General features: G+C 66.2%; 18 protein-coding genes. 13 read left to right on the top strand and 5 right to left on the bottom strand.

Annotated features, from left to right (window positions below):
• Nucleotides 1-3 precede the first annotated feature (3 nt).
• A complete protein-coding gene (locus H8F24_RS15070; protein WP_197159244.1) occupies nucleotides 4-1,578 on the bottom strand; it encodes a UbiD family decarboxylase in 1,575 nt (524 codons plus the stop codon).
• A gap of 91 nt (nucleotides 1,579-1,669) precedes the next feature.
• Between H8F24_RS15070 and H8F24_RS15065 the strand changes: the two genes are divergently transcribed.
• From H8F24_RS15065 to H8F24_RS15015, 11 genes are all read left to right on the top strand, one after another.
• Nucleotides 1,670-2,425, top strand: coding sequence for a 2-phosphosulfolactate phosphatase family protein (locus tag H8F24_RS15065; RefSeq protein ID WP_197155150.1), 756 nt, complete (start codon nucleotides 1,670-1,672; stop codon nucleotides 2,423-2,425).
• Between the two features lie 85 nt (nucleotides 2,426-2,510).
• Nucleotides 2,511-3,329: a carbon-nitrogen hydrolase family protein gene (locus tag H8F24_RS15060; protein WP_197155148.1), complete on the top strand. Its 819-nt coding sequence runs from the start codon at nucleotides 2,511-2,513 to the stop codon at nucleotides 3,327-3,329.
• A 35-nt stretch (nucleotides 3,330-3,364) separates the two neighbouring features.
• Nucleotides 3,365-4,447, top strand: coding sequence for an N-acetylmuramoyl-L-alanine amidase (locus H8F24_RS15055; RefSeq protein ID WP_197172392.1), 1,083 nt, complete (start codon nucleotides 3,365-3,367; stop codon nucleotides 4,445-4,447).
• Nucleotides 4,444-5,259, top strand: coding sequence for a glutamate racemase (murI, locus tag H8F24_RS15050; RefSeq protein ID WP_197170128.1), 816 nt, complete (start codon nucleotides 4,444-4,446; stop codon nucleotides 5,257-5,259). The genes H8F24_RS15055 and murI overlap by 4 nt, the downstream gene beginning before the upstream one ends.
• 32 nt (nucleotides 5,260-5,291) lie before the next feature.
• Complete coding sequence (sds, locus tag H8F24_RS15045) at nucleotides 5,292-6,263, top strand: solanesyl diphosphate synthase (protein ID WP_197170127.1); 972 nt, start codon at nucleotides 5,292-5,294, stop codon at nucleotides 6,261-6,263.
• 77 nt (nucleotides 6,264-6,340) lie between these two features.
• On the top strand, nucleotides 6,341-6,721 hold the full coding sequence (locus H8F24_RS15040; RefSeq protein ID WP_197155143.1) for a hypothetical protein: 381 nt from the start codon (nucleotides 6,341-6,343) through the stop codon (nucleotides 6,719-6,721).
• A 98-nt stretch (nucleotides 6,722-6,819) separates the two neighbouring features.
• Nucleotides 6,820-7,641, top strand: coding sequence for a helix-turn-helix domain-containing protein (locus tag H8F24_RS15035; protein WP_197170126.1), 822 nt, complete (start codon nucleotides 6,820-6,822; stop codon nucleotides 7,639-7,641).
• A 119-nt stretch (nucleotides 7,642-7,760) separates the two neighbouring features.
• Complete coding sequence (locus H8F24_RS15030) at nucleotides 7,761-10,289, top strand: type II CAAX prenyl endopeptidase Rce1 family protein (RefSeq protein WP_197170125.1); 2,529 nt, start codon at nucleotides 7,761-7,763, stop codon at nucleotides 10,287-10,289.
• Complete coding sequence (locus tag H8F24_RS15025) at nucleotides 10,286-10,591, top strand: hypothetical protein (protein WP_197172574.1); 306 nt, start codon at nucleotides 10,286-10,288, stop codon at nucleotides 10,589-10,591. The genes H8F24_RS15030 and H8F24_RS15025 overlap by 4 nt, the downstream gene beginning before the upstream one ends.
• Nucleotides 10,592-10,596: 5 nt before the next feature.
• Complete coding sequence (locus H8F24_RS19670; protein WP_231597873.1) at nucleotides 10,597-10,698, top strand: sugar transferase; 102 nt, start codon at nucleotides 10,597-10,599, stop codon at nucleotides 10,696-10,698.
• Between the two features lie 3 nt (nucleotides 10,699-10,701).
• Nucleotides 10,702-11,202 carry an ATP-binding protein gene (locus tag H8F24_RS15015; RefSeq protein ID WP_197170124.1) on the top strand — a complete coding sequence of 167 codons (501 nt, stop codon included), beginning with the start codon at nucleotides 10,702-10,704 and terminating at the stop codon, nucleotides 11,200-11,202.
• Between the two features lie 43 nt (nucleotides 11,203-11,245).
• Here the strand turns inward: H8F24_RS15015 and H8F24_RS15010 are convergent, their stop codons facing one another.
• Both H8F24_RS15010 and H8F24_RS15005 read right to left on the bottom strand, forming a co-directional pair.
• A complete protein-coding gene (locus H8F24_RS15010; protein WP_197170123.1) occupies nucleotides 11,246-11,662 on the bottom strand; it encodes a hypothetical protein in 417 nt (138 codons plus the stop codon).
• Between the two features lie 127 nt (nucleotides 11,663-11,789).
• Nucleotides 11,790-12,431, bottom strand: a complete 642-nt coding sequence (locus H8F24_RS15005) for an HAD family phosphatase (RefSeq protein ID WP_197170122.1) — start codon at nucleotides 12,429-12,431, stop codon at nucleotides 11,790-11,792.
• Nucleotides 12,432-12,603: 172 nt separating this feature from the next.
• On the opposite strand from H8F24_RS15005, the gene acs reads away from it, so the two are divergent.
• Together acs and H8F24_RS14995 are read left to right on the top strand one after the other, a co-directional pair.
• Nucleotides 12,604-14,571: an acetate--CoA ligase gene (gene acs / locus H8F24_RS15000; RefSeq protein WP_197170121.1), complete on the top strand. Its 1,968-nt coding sequence runs from the start codon at nucleotides 12,604-12,606 to the stop codon at nucleotides 14,569-14,571.
• Between the two features lie 134 nt (nucleotides 14,572-14,705).
• Nucleotides 14,706-15,167, top strand: coding sequence for a hypothetical protein (locus tag H8F24_RS14995; RefSeq protein ID WP_197170120.1), 462 nt, complete (start codon nucleotides 14,706-14,708; stop codon nucleotides 15,165-15,167).
• Nucleotides 15,168-15,281: 114 nt separating this feature from the next.
• On the opposite strand, the gene H8F24_RS14990 is transcribed toward H8F24_RS14995, so the two are convergent.
• Nucleotides 15,282-16,199 carry a polyphosphate kinase 2 family protein gene (locus H8F24_RS14990; protein WP_197170119.1) on the bottom strand — a complete coding sequence of 306 codons (918 nt, stop codon included), beginning with the start codon at nucleotides 16,197-16,199 and terminating at the stop codon, nucleotides 15,282-15,284.
• Between the two features lie 178 nt (nucleotides 16,200-16,377).
• Complete coding sequence (locus H8F24_RS14985) at nucleotides 16,378-17,892, bottom strand: IS66 family transposase (RefSeq protein WP_197170118.1); 1,515 nt, start codon at nucleotides 17,890-17,892, stop codon at nucleotides 16,378-16,380.
• Nucleotides 17,893-18,414: the final 522 nt, after the last annotated feature.

Here is an 18,414-nt window from a genome sequence, read left to right as displayed (position 1 = left end):
GCGTCATCGCAGGTTGGCCAGCCGCTCCAGCACGTGCTCGAGGGTGTACCCGAACAGGGCCGGATCGGGCTGGTTCTGGCCCACGTCCGCCAGCCCCAGCTCCTGCCAGCGGGCATCGAGGCGGGCCTCCAGCTCGGCAGGCCGGCGGAGTGGTTCACCCCAGGGATGGCGCTTCTCGGGGCCGATCTTGGTGGTGGCATCAATCGCCAGGCGGCCACCCAGACCCAGCCGCTCGCTGGCGAAATCAAGGCTGTCGAACGGGGTGTTCTCCAGCACGAACAGATCCCGCTGGGGATCCACCTGGGCACTGATCGCCCAGATCACCTGGCGGGGATCGCGGATGTTGATGCTCTGATCCACCACCACCACGAACTTCGTGTAAGTGAACTGCGGCAGAGCACTCCAGAAGGCCATGGCGGCACGCCTGGCCTGGCCGGGATAGGCCTTGTCGATGGCGATCACGGCCAGCTTGTAGCTGAGGCCCTCCATCGGCAGGAAGAAATCGACGATCTCCGGGATCTGCTGCCGCAGGATCGGGGTGTAGATGCGGTTGAGGGCGATGGCCAGCATCGCGTCCTCCTTGGGGGGCCGGCCGCTGAAGGTGGTGAAGTAGATCGGGTCGCGCCGCTGGGTGACGCACTGAAACCGCACCAGCGGTGAGGCCTCGACACCGCCGTAGAAGCCCATGTGGTCGCCGAACGGGCCATCGGCCAGCTCCTCGCCGGGAGTGATCGTGCCCTCCAGCACCAGCTCACTGTGGCTGGGAACTTCCAGATTCACCGTCTTGCACTTGGCCAATCGCACGCCCTCACCGGCGTAGAGGCCGGCAAACAACCACTCGCTCAACTGCACCGGGATCGGCGTCGCCGCCGCCATCACCAGCAAGGGGTGCACCCCGATGGCGATCGCGATCTCCAGCGGCTTGCCCAGCGCCGCCGCCTTGCGCAGGTGGCGAGCGCCGCCCCGCACACTCAGCCAATGCACCGTCATCGTGTTGATCGACTGACGCTGCAGGCGGTAGACGCCCACGTTGGGGGTCCCCGTTTCCGGGTCCTTGGTGATCACCAGACCCAGGGTGATGATGCCGCCGGCATCGCCCGGCCAGGGCCGCAACAGGGGCAGGGCATCGAGATTCACCTGGTCCCCCTTGAACACCTGCTGGTGGCAGGGGGGGGTGAGGTCGAGATCGGGGCGGGCCTTGACCAGATCCCAGAGCAGGCCGCCGAACCTGGCTGCTTCCTGCAGCCCCTTGGGGGGGCGAGGCTGTTGCAGCAGGGCCAGCCGCTCGCCGAGAGCCTCGAGCTCCTCGGGTCGCTCCATGCCCATGCTCCACAACACCCGCTCCTGGGTGCCGAGCAGGTTCACGGCCACCGGCATCGTGCTGCCGATCACGTTCTCGAACAGCAGCGCCGGCCCGCCAGCGCTCAGCACCCGATCGGCGATGGCCGCCAGCTCCAGATCGGGATCCACCGGGGCGGTGATGCGGCGCAGCTGACCGCGCTGCTCCAGCAGGGTGAGATACCCGCGCAGATCACGGCGGGAGGCGCCGTTGAAACCCCGGAATGAACCCGCGTCCACCGTAGGCCCGCCAGCCTGAACGCCGATGCTCCGCACCATCACCAATCCCTTGCGGTGCCTACTGTGACGCACCCCTGTGGCGACCGCGGCCGTGCTCCTGTCCTATTTCCATACCTCCGAATGCGTCCCCCCGGTGACGTCCGTGGCGGAAGGCGGCCCGGATGCCGCGGTGGTGATCGATGTGCTGCGAGCCACCACCACGATCGCCTGGTCCCTGAAGAACGGCGCCGAAGCGATCCAGGCCTTCGCCGACCTGACGGAACTGAACACCGCCGCCGCCGCCTGGCCCGCCGAACATCGCCTCAAGGCCGGCGAGCGCGGCGGCAAGCGGGTGGAGGGCTACGACCTGGGCAATTCGCCCCTGGCCGTGGTGCCGAAGCTGGTGGCCGGCAAACGCATCTTCATGAGCACCACCAACGGCACCCGCTCCCTGGCGGCGGTGCAGGCGGTGCCCCAGCTGCTCACGGCCTGCCTGCCCAACCGCAGCGCCGTGGCCCGGCGACTGGTGGAGACCGGCGCTGAGCGGGTCTGGATCGTGGGCAGCGGTTGGGAGGGGGATTACTCCCTGGAAGACAGCCTCGCGGCCGGCGCGGTGGCCTCGGCCGCCATGGAGATGGCGGTGGCCCCCCACGTTGGCGTGCGCTGCGGCAATGACGAAATGCTCGCCGCTCTGGCCCTCTGGCAGCAGTGGCGCCACGACACCGAAACCTGCCTGCGTGCCGCCAGCCACGGCCAGCGGCTGATCGGGCTTGGCAACCACGACGAAGACTTCGCCTGCTGCGCCGCCGTGGACACCCTGACGATCGTGCCGCGGCAGAGCGCTCCAGGGGTGCTGGAAGCCAGCTGAACCGGCCCTTTTCGGTGGAGAGAGCGGCGGGCTGGAAGGGGCTGGGCATGTCCCTTACAGTTCGCCGGTCGTGACGGGATGACGGGTGAGCAGTTTTCTGGCGGCAGCACTGCAACTCACCAGCACTCCGGATCCTGACGCCAATCTCGCGGCTGCCGAGGAGCAGATCGAACTGGCGGCCCGCCGTGGCGCTGAGCTGGTGGGGCTGCCCGAGAACTTCGCCTTCATGGGAGAAGACAGCACCCGGATCGACCTGGCCGCCGACCTGGCCGAGCGCTGCAGCCGCTTCCTGGTCACCATGGCGCGCCGCTACCAGGTGACCCTGCTCGGTGGCGGTTTTCCCGTGCCGGCCGGTCCTGGTCACACCTTCAACCGGGCCGAGCTGGTGGGCAAGGAAGGACAGCTTCTGGCACGTTACGACAAGATCCATCTGTTCGATGTCGACCTGCCGGACGGCATCACCTACCGCGAGTCGGCCACGGTGCAGCCCGGCCAGCAGCTGCCCCCCGTGGTGGATGTGCCCGGCCTCTGCAGGATCGGTCTGTCGATCTGCTACGACGTGCGCTTTCCGGAGCTCTATCGCCACCTGGCCCAGGCGGGAGCCGAACTGCTGATGATCCCGGCGGCCTTCACCGCCTTCACCGGCAAGGATCACTGGCAGGTGCTGCTCCAGGCCCGGGCGATCGAAAACACCGCCTATGTGGTGGCCCCGGCCCAGACCGGCCTTCACTACGACCGGCGTCAGACCCATGGCCATGCGCTGGTGATCGATCCCTGGGGCACGGTGCTGGCCGACGCGGGCGTGGCCCCCGGCCTGGCCGTGGCACCGGTGGATCGGGATCACGAAGGCCGGGTCAGGGCTCAGATGCCGAGCCTTCAGCACCGCCAACCGGCGTTGTTCTGACCGGTATGCCGTTCTTTCGCATGCCCCTGTTTCGGATGACGCTCAAGCGCCTGCCGCTGTTCCTTGCCCCACTGCTGCTGGCGTTCGCCGCGCTTCCCGCGTGGGCTGCCAGCACCCTTGGCGCCTGGCGCATCACCCGCGAGGGCATTCTTGAGCTGCGCACGACCCCGGGCGTTCAGATCCAGGCCTTCTTCGAGGAGGGATCCGGGGGGCGCGGCCCCCGGATCTGGGTGGATCTGCCCGGCGCCCCCCAGCGCAGCCGCTCGATCAGCGGTGGCGGAGCGATTCGAGAAGTACGGATCGGAAAGCCCGATCCCGGAACCACGCGACTCGTGGTCGAGTTTCAGCCAGGCACCCGTCTCGACCCCCGCCAGCTGAGACTGGTCGGCACCTCCCGCGACCGCTGGCGCATGGATCTGCCGGGGCTTCCGAGGCGCTCGGCAGTCGCCATGGGCGAGGGCGATATCAACGCTGCCACGGTGGCCAGCGCCGGATGGACCAGAGGTGGCGGCAATTTCAGTTCGGCCACCACACCACTGTCAGCCGATGGCCTGCCAGTGGTGCCGAGAGGCCGCTTCAAGGTCGTGATCGATCCAGGCCATGGCGGCCCCGATCCAGGTGCGGTCGGGATCGGTGGATTGCGTGAAACCAACGTGGTGCTTGATGTGGGGCTGCAGGTGGCCCAGCTGCTCCAGGCCAGAGGCGTGCAGGTTCTGATGACCCGCACTTCCGAGGTGGACGTCGACCTGCCCCCGCGGGTGTCCCTGGCCAACAGCAACCGCGCCGATGTGTTCGTGAGCATCCATGCGAACGCTCTGAGCATGGCGCGGCCGGACGTGAACGGAATCGAGACGTTCTATTTCCAGGGCAGCAATTCCAGACAGCTGGCCGCGTCTCTGCAGCGGCAGATGCTGGCGATCTCTCCCGGCACTCCGGATCGGGGTGTCCGCACCGGGCGCTTCTACGTGATCCGCCGCACCGTGATGCCGGCCTCCCTGGTGGAGATGGGATTCGTGACCGGCAGGATCGACGCCCCCCGCCTGGCCGATCCGAACTTCCGCCGCCGCATGGCCCTGGCCCTGGCGACCGGAATCCTCGAGTACCTGCAACGCTCTTGAGCCTTCTCATCGGCCTGTTCGACAGTGGTCTCGGTGGTCTGACCGTGCTGCGCCAGATCCAGGCGCTCTACCCCCATTCCCCCTGCCTCTACCTCGGGGATACCGCCCGGGTTCCCTATGGCGAGCGCACCCCTGACGACATCCGCGCCATCGCCGCTGAGGTGGTGCACTGGCTGCGGCTGCAGGGGGTGGGTGTGCTGGTGATGGCCTGCAACACCTCCAATGCCCTGGCCCTGGATGTGGCCGTGGCCGAAGCAGGTGTGCCAGTGGTGGGCCTGATCGACAGTGTCGCCAGCGAACTCTGCAGCGACCGGATCGGGGTACTCGCCACCCCAGCCACGGCGGCCAGCGCGGCCTATGGCCGAGCGATCCATGCCTGCCGTCCGACGGCCCGGGTGATCGAGGTGGGCTGCCCGGCCTTCGTGCCCCTGATCGAAGCGGGCAATCTGGAGGATCCGGCCCTGGAAGAGGCGGCTCGGGGGTACCTCCAGCCGATGATCGCCGGCGAGGTGGACACGATCGTGCTGGGCTGCACCCACTACCCCCTGCTGCGCCCCTTGCTGCGCCGGCTGCTGCCTCAAGGGGTTCGCCTGGTCGATCCGGCCCAGGCTGCCGCCCGGCGTCTCGGGCCCCTGCTCGGCAACCTGGGCGATTCGCCGGAAGTGGACCTGGAGGACGATCCGATCGACCCGCCGAGGCTGCTCTACCGCTACTGCGTCACCGGCTCGGCCAGTGGCTTCGCCAAGGCCGCGACCCGTTGGCTGGAGCGGCGGCCACGGGTGGAGACCGTGGAGCTCCGGACGCCCTCCTGATCCTTCTAGGATCGGCTCACCAGGGAGGTGTCGTGGCCACGGTTGCAGAACTTCTTCAGCCGGTCGAGGCCGATCTCGACGCCTTGCTTGCCGATCTGCGCAGCCTGATCGGAGCCGGTCATCCGATCCTTCAGGCAGCTGCTGAGCACCTGTTCGCCGCCGGCGGCAAGCGCCTGAGGCCTGGCATCGTGTTGCTGCTCTCGCGGGCCATCGATCCTGATGGGACCCTCGGTTCCCGCCATCGGCGTCTGGCCGAGATCACCGAGATGATCCACACCGCCTCCCTGGTGCATGACGACGTGGTGGATGAAGCCTCCACCCGCCGTGGTGTGGCCACCGTGCACAGCCGCTTCAACTATCGGGTGGCGGTGCTGGCAGGGGATTTCCTCTTCGCCCAGGCCAGCTGGCATCTGGCCAACCTCGACGACCTCGAGGTGGTGAAACTGCTCAGCCGGGTGATCATGGACCTGGCGGACGGGGAAGTACGCCAGGGCCTGTTCCGCTACGACACCGGCCAGAGCTTCGAGACCTACCTCGAAAAGAGCTACTGCAAGACCGCTTCCCTGATCGCCAACAGCGCCCGCTCTGCCGGCGTGCTGGCGGAACTGCCGCAACCACGCCTGGAAGATCTCTATCGCTTCGGTCGTCAGCTGGGCCTGGCCTTCCAGGTGGTGGACGACATCCTCGATTTCACCGGCAGCGACCAGCAGCTCGGCAAGCCCGCCGCCAGCGACCTGGCCGCCGGCTACCTCACGGCTCCGGTGCTCTACGCCCTGGAGGAGAAGCCAGCTCTGGCTGGGCTGATCGAGCGGGAATTCTGTGAAGCGGGCGATCTTGACCAGGCCCTGGCTCTGGTGCGGGGCTGCGAGGCCATTCCCCGTTCCCGTGCCCTGGCCGAACAGTTCAGCCGCGAAGCCCATGAAGCCCTGCAGTGGCTGCCGGCCTCCGAAGCCAGCACCGCCCTGCTGGCCCTGCCGGAGTTTGTGCTGAGCCGTCTGTACTGAGACCGGGCCGGTGCATCCTGGGTTGGCTGACGCCGCAGAATCACGGACCTAGAACGCAGGCAGCTGCACTCCACCTCATGGGCCTGCCGTCGTTCTCGCTCCGGAGCCTTCCGCTGGCTGCCACCACCGCAGCCGCCGCCCTGGTGATGGTCTGCGCATCCCCTGGGGTCGCCCAGCAGATGGACGCCAGCCAGGTGCGAGCCGCCAACCTGGCCCGGATGGAGGCGGAACGCATCAACGGCGGGCTGAGCCGCTACACCACAGCTGCATGCATGCACCAGCGCGGCGGCGGCGACTGCATGATCCAACGCACGGATCAGGGTTATCTGTTCGAATTTCTGGGGGGCGTGCCCGGCTGGCAAACCATGAACAAGCCCGCCACCATTCAGACGACGATTCTAATCTCGCCTGACGGCCGTGACATTCGCCAGGTGGACTACAACGGCACTCCCCGTTAACCGTGACCCAGAACCCGCTCGACTCTGACGCCACTGCTTCCGCCGTCTCCCCGGACGGCCCCGACGCCCCACCCGATCCGGAGCTGATCCTGCGGTCGATGGGCCACCAGTTAAAGCAGGGGCGGGAAGCACGGGGACTGACCACATCGGCGCTGGCCGAAGAGCTTTATATGCGGGCCGAACAGGTGGAGGCCCTGGAGGCAGGCGACCGCGCCCATCTTCCAGAGATGGTGTATGTGATCGCCCAGGCGCGGCGCATCGCCAAGCGCCTCGGACTTGATGCCAACGGCGTGATTGAGCCCCTGCTCGACATCCGGCCCGGGGCTCACCACCCGGCTGGATCCATCAGGTCCGCCACCGTCGAGCCCCAGCGCCCGCTCACCCCCTCCTCAAGCGCAGCGCCGCCGGTCCAGGCCCGGCCTGCCACGCAAAGCTCCACCTCAGCCGCGGTCCCGGGGTTGACCTCCACAAAGCTGGTGGGTCCCACGCCAGTTGCCGGCTCTCCATGGGTCGGGCGGCTTTTTCCCCTGGCGGTGCTGCTGCTGGCCCTGCTGGGGGCTGGCCTGGCCTGGCAGCGCTGGGGCAGCGGTGGCTTCAAGGGTGGCGATGCGATACCGGCCGCAGGCAGCGGCTCCCAGCCAGCGGATCAAGCCAAAGCCAGCAGCACCAGCCTGCAGCTGAGCAGCCGCGAACCCACCTGGCTTGAAGTGAAAGACGACAAAGGCAACAGCCTGTACCGCGGGCTGTTCAAGGGCTCGAGCCGGTTCTCCCTGGGCGAGGGCCTGGAGGTGCTGGCCGGCCGGCCGGATCTGCTGATGGTGGAGCGCGCCGGCCAGACCGCCGAGCCATTGGGCCGCATCAACGATGTGCTCTGGTATCGCTTCTCAGCCGAAGGCCAACGCCTCGAAGACCCCTCCTGACGCCAGATCCACCCTCAAGGCTCACGAGAGCTCGATCGTCTGCTCGGGCCCGTCAGGGTCGCTGGCTCAGCCCCTGCCGGGCCACGATCCATCGGATCCTTGGCCTGCTTCTGGCCGGAATGCTCAGCATCGGCCTGGCGAGCTGGGCCGGCGACGCGCCTCCCCAGGGCGGGTCATCCCCGCCGGACGGAGTGTCCAGCTACGACCTGGCCCAGCAGGCGGCATTCAACCGGCCGGCCTTCTACCCGGTGGATCAACGGCTGGATCCGGAGCTGTTTCGATCCAATGGCGACTGGATCGGTCGGCTGATCCTGCCGGAGGCCCGCCCTGGCACCGCCGGCGTCGAGACCGCCAGCGGCGGGGCCGACGACGACTGGGTCTGGATCCAGCTGGAACAGACCCCCGCCAGCTTCCGCCGGCTGCAGGGCCAGACCCTGCGACTGACCTGGCGGGACACCCCCCGACTGCGGGCACTGGTGGAGGCCGTCCGCACCGACATCCACCTCGGCGCGGCTGCCGATCGGGCCGAGGTCGCCGGCAATGTGGTGCCGCGCCGCCTGGATGGACGCCGCCGGGTCGGTCCGCTGCAGAGCCTGGCGGGGTCACGGCCCAACGACGATCTGCAGGTGCGCCTGGAGCAGGTGGAGGTTGTGGCCGGAACACCGCCAACCCTGACCATCGGGCGGCCACCGCTGCAGATCACCGGTCGCTGGGTGGCGCTGGTGCGGATCGTGAAGCAGAGCGGACCCAACGGCGAGAGCCTGCTCGTGCGGCATTTCAACCGCCGTAGCGGCAGATTTGATGGCCCCGAGCAGACCGTGCGCCTGCCCCAGCAGCCCCGGGATCGCAACGGCCGTTGGCTGTCGACCCCCAGGGGGCTGGCAGGCAGCCCGGCCGGTTCGGATGGCTGGTACCTCTACGGAGCCCAGGACGCCAACGGGCTGTTCACCGTGCAGGCCCTGGAGCCCCGCCAGCTGATCCGCCCCGGCGCCGATCAACAGGTGCCGGGCCTGAATGCGGGGCTTCGGTATCTGCGCGAGGGGAACTGGCTCCACACTCCGGAGCGGCGCGGCAGCCTCGGGCGGATCCTGCTGCAGGGCTCTTCTGATGCCATGGGCGTAGCGGCGACCACGGGCGGGGCAACAGCCACGGGGACCGCTGAAACGATTGGCCCTGCCTGGACGCTCGGCCGCCGCGCCCTGGTGCTCCACCTGTTCGGCGGCATCGGTGGCCCCGGCGGAGAGGCGCGGGGCAGCACCACGATCACGGGCCACTTCGCCCTCGGTGAGGCCAGCGTGGTGGAAGACCCCTTCACGGGCCAGCCGCGCCTGGCGATCCGCTACCACCAGATCTACGCCAACAACCCCAACGGCATCGTCGCCGGCACCCAGGACTGGTCGGCCTACATGGGCAATCTGCAGCGGGGCTGGCTGGGTAGCCGCCCTGTCTCGGATGTGCTGATTCCCGAGGACACCTTCAGTGAGCTGCGCATCGGCGGCACCCGGCTGTCCCTGCTGGATGAACTGGGGCTTCAGGCGGAAGTGCTGATGGCCCGCTACCGCAGCGGCGACGGCACCGGTCTCTCGAGCGTCACTCCGGCCACCTCCTGCGTGCAGGACTCCAGCCAGGCGCTCTATGCCGCCCTGCGCCGACTGCGCACCCAGGTGCAGGCGGATCCGGCCCTGCTCGCCTGGCTGAAGGCCCATCCCGACGACCCCAGCAGCCGGGTGTTCCGCCAGCAGCAGGAGCTGGCCGATGACCTGGATCGGTTGCTCACCCCCCTGGGGATGGCCCGCTCCGACTGGCAGGGCAATGCTGAACGGGTCGAGGTCGCGATCAGTCGTGCCGGCCTCACGGGTGCCGAGGCCACATCGTTCCGGCGCGGCCAATCGGTGACGGACATCCTGCTGAGCTGGCGGTCGCTGCTGCCGCGCGGTGCCCACGACGCCATGGCCAGCGTGTTTCTGCGCCATGGCTCACCGCTGCTGCTGCTGCGCACCAACCAGGTGGCCGGCGGCGATCCCAGCCTCGAACCCCTGGCCCCGACCCTGCTGCTGGGCCGGATCCCCCCCCTGGCGACCCTGCTGAGCCGCATCGCCTCGGCCCTGCTCACCCCCCTGACGCCCACCGGAGTGACGCTCACGGCGGTCCTGCTGGTGGGCTACTGCGCAGTGGCGCTGGCCTGCGGACGGCGTAACGGCTTCCTGCCCCGCCACTGGCGCTGGCCGAAGCCACTGCCGGGGCTGGTCTCCAGCCTGGCCCTGCTGCCGATGCCGGCGATCGGCGAGGAACTGCTGTTCCGGGTGGCCCTGCTGCCCCAGCCCGATTCCGGCGCGTCTCTCGCCACAGGCCTGGCCTGGGGAGCCCTCTCCACCGGCCTGTTCGTGCTGTATCACCCCCTGGCGGCGGCTCTTTGGTACCCAGCGGCGCGCAGGGTCTTCAGCGACGGCCGTTTCCTGAGCCAATGCCTGGGGCTGGCCGTGGTCTGCCTGGTGGCCTACGCCGCCACCGGATCCCTGTGGCCACCGGTGCTGATCCATTGGCTGGCCGTGAGCCTGTGGCTGGGCCCCCTGGAAGGCCGCCTAAGATTCGACACCAGGCCAGTCGAGGCCGCGGAAGCAGCCCCTGCCCCAGTGCGATCACGGTGAACCAAGGCAGCTCCACAACCGCCGACCCTTCACCAGACGCGGGAGCCGACGGGGGCATTCCGATCCCGTCTGATGAAGCCGGCCGACTGCGGGCCCTGCGGCGCTACCAGATCCTCGACCAGCCACCCAGTCAGGCTTTCGACCAGATCACCCAGCTCACCAGCCAGCTGTTCGGCGTTCCGATCGCCGTGATCTCGCTGGTGGATGAGGATCGCCAGTGGTTTCTGTCGCGCACCGGGCTGGAGGCGCGGCAGACGGACCGCCAGGTGGCCGCTCCAAGGTTCTCGACTTCGAAGACGTGATCAAGATGGATCTGCGCTATCAGGAGAACTGGAGCCTGGCCTATGACCTCAAGCTGATCGTGCGCACCTTCCTGGTGATCTTCAGCAAGCGTTCCGGAGCCGCCTGATCCATGGCTCTACCAGGCCCCGGCGGCGATCGCGAGCGTCGCTTCGCCAGCCACCTCGATGTCATTGCTGAGCTGCTCGACTGGTTCGAGCAACAACAGCCCGCCGGGGTGGATCCCATGGTGTGGATCCAGGCACAGACAGCCCTGGTGGAGGCCTTCACCAATGCGGTGCGTCACGCCCATGCCACCCTCCTGCCGCCACCGGAGGTGGTGGTGCGCCTGGATTGCACTAGCGGCACCCTACGGCTCTGCATCCACGATCAGGGCGATCCGTTTGACATGGAAGCGGCCTGGAGCGAACCGGAGGAGGGGGCCGACTCTGATGATGGCTCAGAGGATCTTCCCAGCCTCGATGACGACGGCCTGCCGATCCTGCCGATGCGGGATGCTCACTGGGGCCTGATCATGCTGCGCAAACTGCAGCAGGATTTCGGCTGGTCCATCCGCTACGACGGACTTCCCGACGGCGGCAATGTGCTGGTGCTGGAGCACCCCCTGGACTGAGACTGCCTGCGATGACGAACGCCTGGGCTGAGAACGCCTGAGCTCAGCCCCGGTGAGCTGAATGCCCTGAATTGGCATCGGGACCAGCCGGTGGAGCGAACAGATCAACGCGGAACCAGTCTGGCCGGCCACAGGCCTCTGGATGCAGCCAGGTCCAGCGTGTCCAGAGTTCCAGAAAGAGGTTGGTGTCCTGCGGACCCCTGGCCCAGCCATAGCCCACGGAATCACCCCAGACCACCGGAGGTCGACCGGCGTAGACGTGGCGCCCCCGAGCGGCTCCAACTTCGCTCACATGCAGGATCGGACTGCCCTGGTAAGTGAACACCGGGCGCTTCTGCCGAACCCGCTCCGGATCCGGCACCCGGAACCACACCTTCTTGCTGTGCTGCAGATACCAGAAACGCCAGGAACAGGCGGGCGACACCCGATCATGATGGGTGGTGAAGAGTGTGCCGCGCACCTGCAGATCAGGAGGAGCCGAGGGCAGCTTCACAGCGCGAAGAGGGAAAAACGACGTCGGGCCCAGCCCGCAGGACCCGACCATCATCAGAGCGGCCAGCTGTGGCAGGAGCCGCGACAGAGAACGCTCAGGACAGATGGACCTGCTCCAGGGACGTCAGGCACACCACGCCGGCAGGGTAAGCCGTGCAGGCGGATCCCGGTGGCACCAGAACGTGCACGTGGCAGCCAGCCGCCAGGGCCGAGCGACAACCGGCCTGGGAGTCTTCAAAGGCCCAGCAGTCGCCTGGGTTCACCCCCAGGCGTTGGGCAGCCAGCTGGAAGATGTCCGGTGCCGGTTTGCCCTGGCGCAGCTCCGGATCGTCCCCATACACCCGCTCCACAATCAGTGAGAGCCAGGGATGGGGAGCGGCCTTGATCGCCACAGAGGCCTCTGCACTGCTGGTGGCCAGGGCCATGGGGATGCCGAGCTGGTGGCAGCGTTGCACCAGTTCGGGGGCACCGGGCATCGGCAGGGCCTGGCCCAGCAGGGCTTCCGCAATCGGCTGGCGCACCGCCAGCAAAGCCTCCACACTCACAGACCCCGGCAGCAAGCTCCGCACCTGCTCCGCGCAATCGGGGCGCCGCCGACCCCGCAGATCGAGCAGCTGGGCCTCGGTGAGATCCCCACCGAAATGGCAGGCCGCCTCGCGCCAGGCCCGGCCGTGCAGGGGCTCGGTATCGAGCAGGAGACCATCCAGGTCGAACAGGCAGGCGGCAGGGGGAGGCATCAGCGCATCCTCGCGCCTGAGGATGCTTCACTGCAGCCGCATCACCACAGCCGCAGCCCCGCAGCCTCCCGCAGCCGCAGCCTGGACCTGCACACTTGAACAAGCGTGTCACCCCACAGCCGCCGTCCGGGGCGCCTCGCTTGAATGCCATCTGGCCGGCAGGTTGGTTGCGATGGGCGAAACCACGATCGAATCCGTGCTCCAGGAGGGGCGGGTGTTCGCGCCGCCAGCGGAGCTGGCCGCTTCCGCCGCCATCGGCAGCATGGAGGCCTACGAGGCCCTGGTGGCACGCATCGAAGCCGATCCCGATGCCTTCTGGGGTGAGCAGGCACGCCAGCACCTGCACTGGTTCGAGCCCTTCGACACGGTGCTCGACTGGAGCAACCCTCCCTTCGCCCGCTGGTTTGAGGGGGGCACCACAAACCTCAGCTTCAACTGCCTCGATCGGCACCTGGAGGGCCCCCGAGCCGACAAGACAGCCCTGATCTGGGAGGGAGAGCCCGGCGATGAGCGGCGCTTCACCTACCGGCAGCTGCACGCCGCGGTGTGCCAGGCGGCCAATGCGCTCAAGGCGCTCGGCATCGGCAAGGGCGATCTGGTGGCCCTGTACATGCCGATGGTGCCGGAGGCGGCGATCGCCATGCTGGCCTGCGCCCGCATCGGCGCCCCCCATTCGGTGGTGTTCGGCGGCTTCTCCGCCGATGCCCTGCGGGATCGGCTCAACGATGGCGCCGCCAAGGCGGTGATCACCGCCGATGGCGGCTTCCGCAAGGACAAGGCCGTAGCCCTCAAGCCAGCGGTGGATCAGGCCCTGGCCGGTGGCGCCTGCCCGAGCGTGGAACAGGTGCTGGTGGTGCAGCGCACCAACCAGGAGGTGGCGATGACCTCCGGCCGCGATCAGTGGTGGCACGAGCTGGTCGAGGGCCAGAGCAGCGATTGCCCCGCTGAGCCGATGGCCAGTGAAGACCGCCTGTTCGTGCTCTACACCTCAGGATCCACGGGCAAACCGAAAGGGGTGGTGCACACCACCGCCGGCTACAACCTCTGGGCCCATCTCACCTTCCAGTGGATCTTTGATCTGCGCGAGCACGACATCCATTGGTGCACGGCGGATGTGGGCTGGATCACAGGCCATACCTACATCGTCTACGGCCCCCTTTCCAATGGCGCCACCACCGTGATGTACGAGGGCGCACCACGGCCCTCCAAACCGGGAGCCTTCTGGGAGGTGATCCAGAAGCACAGGGTGACGATCTTCTACACCGCACCCACCGCCATCCGCGCCTTCATGAAAAACGGCCGGACTGTGCCCGACCAGTACGACATGAGCAGCCTCAGGATCCTTGGCAGCGTGGGGGAGCCGATCAACCCCGAGGCCTGGATGTGGTATCGGGATGTGATCGGCGGCGACCGCTGCCCGGTGGTGGATACCTGGTGGCAGACCGAGACCGGCGGCGTGATGATCAGCCCCCTGCCGGGCGCCATCCCCACCAAGCCGGGCTCCTGCACCCTGCCCCTGCCGGGCATCGCAGCCGATGTGGTGGATCTGGAGGGCAACTCCCAGGGACCGGATCAGGGCGGATATCTGGCGGTGCGTCGTCCCTGGCCCGGGATGATGCGCACAGTGCATGGCGATCCGCAGCGCTTCCGCAAGAGCTATTGGGAGCACATCCGTCCAGCCGATGGCAGCTGGCTCTATTTCGCCGGTGATGGCGCCCGTCGCGATGCCGATGGCTACTACTGGGTGATGGGCCGGGTCGACGACGTGATCAATGTCTCGGGCCACCGTCTGGGCACGATGGAAATCGAATCGGCTCTGGTCAGCCATCCGGCCGTGGCCGAGTCGGCAGTGGTGGGTCGACCCGACGAGCTCAAGGGCGAAGGCATCGTCGCCTTCGTGACCCTCGATGCCGGCCAAGAGGGCGAGGAGTCCCTGATCGCCGAGCTGCGCGCCCATGTGGGGAAAGAGATCGGACCGATCGCCCGACCCGATGAGATCCGCTTCACCGATGCCCTGCCCAAGACCCGCAGTGGCAAGATCATGCGCCGGATACTGCGGGCCCTGGCTGCCGGTGAAGAGGTGAGCGGCGACACCTCAACCCTGGAAGATCGTTCGGTGCTGGATCAGCTGAGAGTCTGAAGCATGGTCACCAACCAGGCGCTCCATCCAGGAAAACGAGACGATCCATGACCCGAAAGCCCGTCCAGGACTTTTTCCTGTTCCTGATTGGCAGTGCTCTGTTTGCAGCCGGGATCTTTCTGTTCACCAATCAGGTGATCGTGGGTTCCAGCACCGGGATCGGCTTTGGCATTCACTCGGGGCGCGGATGGAACCGGGGAGGTGGATCCTTCTTTGGTGGGCTCTTTGCATTTGGGAGTGGCCAGGGATTCGGCCTGCTGATGATCCCCTTTGGAACAGGAGTTGCCTTCCTGCTGGCGGATGTCTACCGAAAACTGGGCTGGTTCCTGATCTGGACATCCTCTGCCGCGATTGGAGCTGCCGTACTGCAGAGCCTCCTGTTCAGCTTCAGACCAGCCAGCCTCTGGAGCCTGATCGCCATGGTCTTCATGATTGGAGGGGGAGCTGGGCTGATGCTCAAGTCGTTACGCAACTACCAGGATGAAGAGCGCGGTCGCGTGGACCGCAATATCGACAACTCCAGACAGGTGATCGAGGAGATGAGGGAAGAACTGGAACGGCTGAAGTCAAAGATCGATATGGACTCCAAAGGCTAAGCAGAGTCTGGACAACTGGGCAACCCAGCAATCGGATCGAACCAGGGCTCGAGACTCAACTCCATGGTTGAAGACAGTATCTCAAGAGGCTGGCCAGCAGATTCAGAGTCAGAGTCAGGTTTTATCTTCATTGAGTAGTTGCTGCTTGGCGGCTTCGAGATGCTGACGAGCCTCTTCAGTGACCACAGGATACTTCAGATCCAATGAATCCAGAGTCTCAATGATGGCTGCCGCCACCACGATCCGCGTAAACCACTTGTTGTCAGCTGGCACGACATACCATGGGGCGACCTTGGTTGCGGTGTTTCGGATCATGTCCTCGTAGGCATTCATGTAGTCGTCCCAGTAGGCGCGCTCCTTGATATCATTGGCCGAGAACTTCCAGTTCTTTTCGGGAGTCTCAAGCCGCTCAAGAAAGCGTTTCTTCTGTTCCTTTTTTGAGAGATGCAAGAAAAACTTGCGCACAACCACACCATTATTGGAGAGGTATTGTTCGTAGTGTCGGATATCGCGGAATCTCTCTTGCCAGATGTCCTTGCCCATCAACGGCTCCGGCAGTGTTTGTTGATGCAGAAGCTCAGGATGGACACGCACCACCAGCGTCTCCTCATAGTAGCTACGATTGAAGATGCCGATTCGCCCACGCTCTGGCAGGGCGAGATTACAGCGCCAGAGAAAGTCGTGATCCAGGTCCACAGATGAAGGCGCCTTGAAGCTGCTGACCTGACAACCCTGGGGGTTGACCCCGCTCATCACATGCTTGATGGTGCCGTCCTTGCCGGCAGCATCCATGGCCTGAAAGGCCAGCAACAGAGCCCAGCGGTCCTGGGCATAGAGCATGTCCTGAAACGCCGCCAGCAGCTCAACGCCCAAGGCCAGAGCTTCCTTGGCCTGGGGTTTGTGCTCCTGTTCAAGATGGAGCGTATTGTTGGGATCGATATCCTTCAGCCTGAACGACTCTCCGTCATCGACGCGGAAAGGCTTGGCGAAGTCCTTGGCTCGTTGAATCAGTTTCCTTTGTTCTTTGTTCATGGTGGGTTTGGTTCTAACCACTCCTGACATCCAATCTATGGGCTAACGAGAAGTCTCGATTGAACAGGACCATAAAGTTATTGTATCCGTTCAGGGGCCGTGACGCAGCAGCGCAGCATTCCACCCCTGATCGTTGATCAACGAGCAACCACAGACACCACGATCGATGACGGCCGGCTCAGGGATTCGGCAACATTGATGGCATCTCACCGCCGCGATGATGGGCGATCAAGGCCTGCTCCAGGAACTGCCAGATATCACGGCCCTGTTGCCGCAGGCTGGTGGTGACCGTGAGCAACCTGCTGCGGCAGATTGCACCCTGGCGGGATTGGACGCCATGGCTGATCTTGCGCTGAATCACCGAATGGCGCAGGGCACGCTCGGCTGCGTTGTTGGTGGGCTCGATCCCTTCAATCTCCAGGAAGGTCCAGAGGCCATCGCTCACTTGCAGCAACTGATGGCAGGTACGCACCGTCTTGGCCCACGGCGTTCGCTCGCCGCGCTGGCAGCCCAGCTCCACAACCCGCTGCAGCGTGCCCACAAACGCCTGGCGGATCGGCCGACAGCCCTGCTGCAACGTGGACCAGTCGATCGTTCCGTCTTTGTAGCGGTGCCACTGGGCAAACAGCTGCTGCTGCAGGCCCAGCAGCTCCGCTCCAATCTCACCGCTGGCGCCCTGACGGTCAGCGATGGCGGTGAGATCGCGGATCACGTGCGCCCAGCACAGCTGGCGCTGCTCCAGCGGGAGATGGTTGTAGGCGGAGAAGCGATCGCTCACCACAATTCCGCCAAAGGCATTCCCGAGCAGGTCGATCGCGGCGGCAGCCGAGCGGCTCAGGCTCTGCAAGAACACTGTCACCCCCATGGCGGTCACCATGACCCACTCCCAGCCGCGCCGGCCATCGGGGTTGCCCCCATCGGCATTACCGGTGGGGGCACCGGTTTCATCGACATAGACCACCGACTGCTGACGGGCAAACGCAAGGGCCTCCTGCATGGGCTGCTCCAGTGCTGCACTCAAGCGCTGGCGGATAGTGGCCATCGCTCCCCGGCTGATCTGTACCCCCAGCAGCTGATCCAGCAGCGCCTGGGTCTTGCTGAAACTCAACGGGAAGGCACTACCCAGCAGACCCACCAGAGCACTGAGCCGGGGACCGTAATGGCTTACTTCCACCTCCGCCGGTAACGAGGCACAGGTGCTGGTGGTACAGCAGGGGCAGACCAGGCGGTGCAGCCGGTGCTCGATCACCAGAGGCGTGATCGGTGGAATCTCGATCACCTGGTGCCTCAAGGGCTCGGGATCCTGACCCTGTAGCAACGTGCCGCAGCGGCGGCAGGCCTGGGGGTGGTGCTCGACCACCTCATCCACCCGCTCGATCGGCAGCAGCTCCGGCCCAGATCCGGGATGGCCCGGCTGGCCGCCGCGCTTGCGGCCACTGCCCTTGCGTCGTTCGGGCGGCCTAAACCCCTGGCCATCACTGGAGGGAGGCTTGGAAGAATTGCGGGAGCTGCGGCCGATCCGCTCGCGCAGATGGGCCAGTTCGGTCGCCAGGGCGGTGAGCTGGATGCGGAGCTGCTCGATCTCCTGTTGCTGCCTCTGGCACTGACTGACCAGCTCAAGAAATCCAGCCTTCACTCCCACCGGGGTGGCGGCCCAATCGGCTTCTGAAATCCCGGCCGGTGGGGTGGTCATCGCAAGGAGTCTCTTACTGAGATGCAACCAGGAATCAAGCCACCGTCAAGGGTTCAGCAAGCCCGATGTTCGTTGCGAGCTGTCCCGACTCCTGAACGGGTACAAGTTATTGATGATGCAGGTCTCAATGCGAAAGCCGCCCTGACAGGCATCTCTGAAGTTCATTCGGGTCAACTCCGTCAGGGCGTGCAGACAGCAAGGCTGCCAAAAAGTGTGATCAGGCCGTGTTGCATGTCGTCGCCACCATCACCACACCCGAGAGCATGCCCCGCGAGAATCGCCCAGCCCCACCCACAGGGCTCCGCCTATCTCTCCCTCCAGCTAAGGCCAGAGGCCCTCGACATGGAACTCTGGCTGTAGGTCCCTGTATCGCATCAGTCCCTTGCCCACATGCCAAACTCAATTGCGGCGAACTCTTTGCAACTGTGCAGCCCGACTCTCCCGTCGGCTTGTTTGTCCCTTGCGCCCTATCGTGGCGACTCCATCAACTGCGGGTGGGCTTGCCATCAAGTCAGACTCAAC

This window comes from Synechococcus sp. CBW1002, from assembly GCF_015840915.1.
Taxonomy (GTDB): Bacteria; Cyanobacteriota; Cyanobacteriia; order PCC-6307; family Cyanobiaceae; genus CBW1002.
Note: the sequence above shows the minus strand (reverse complement) of the source record. Positions and strands in the feature narration are given on the sequence as shown.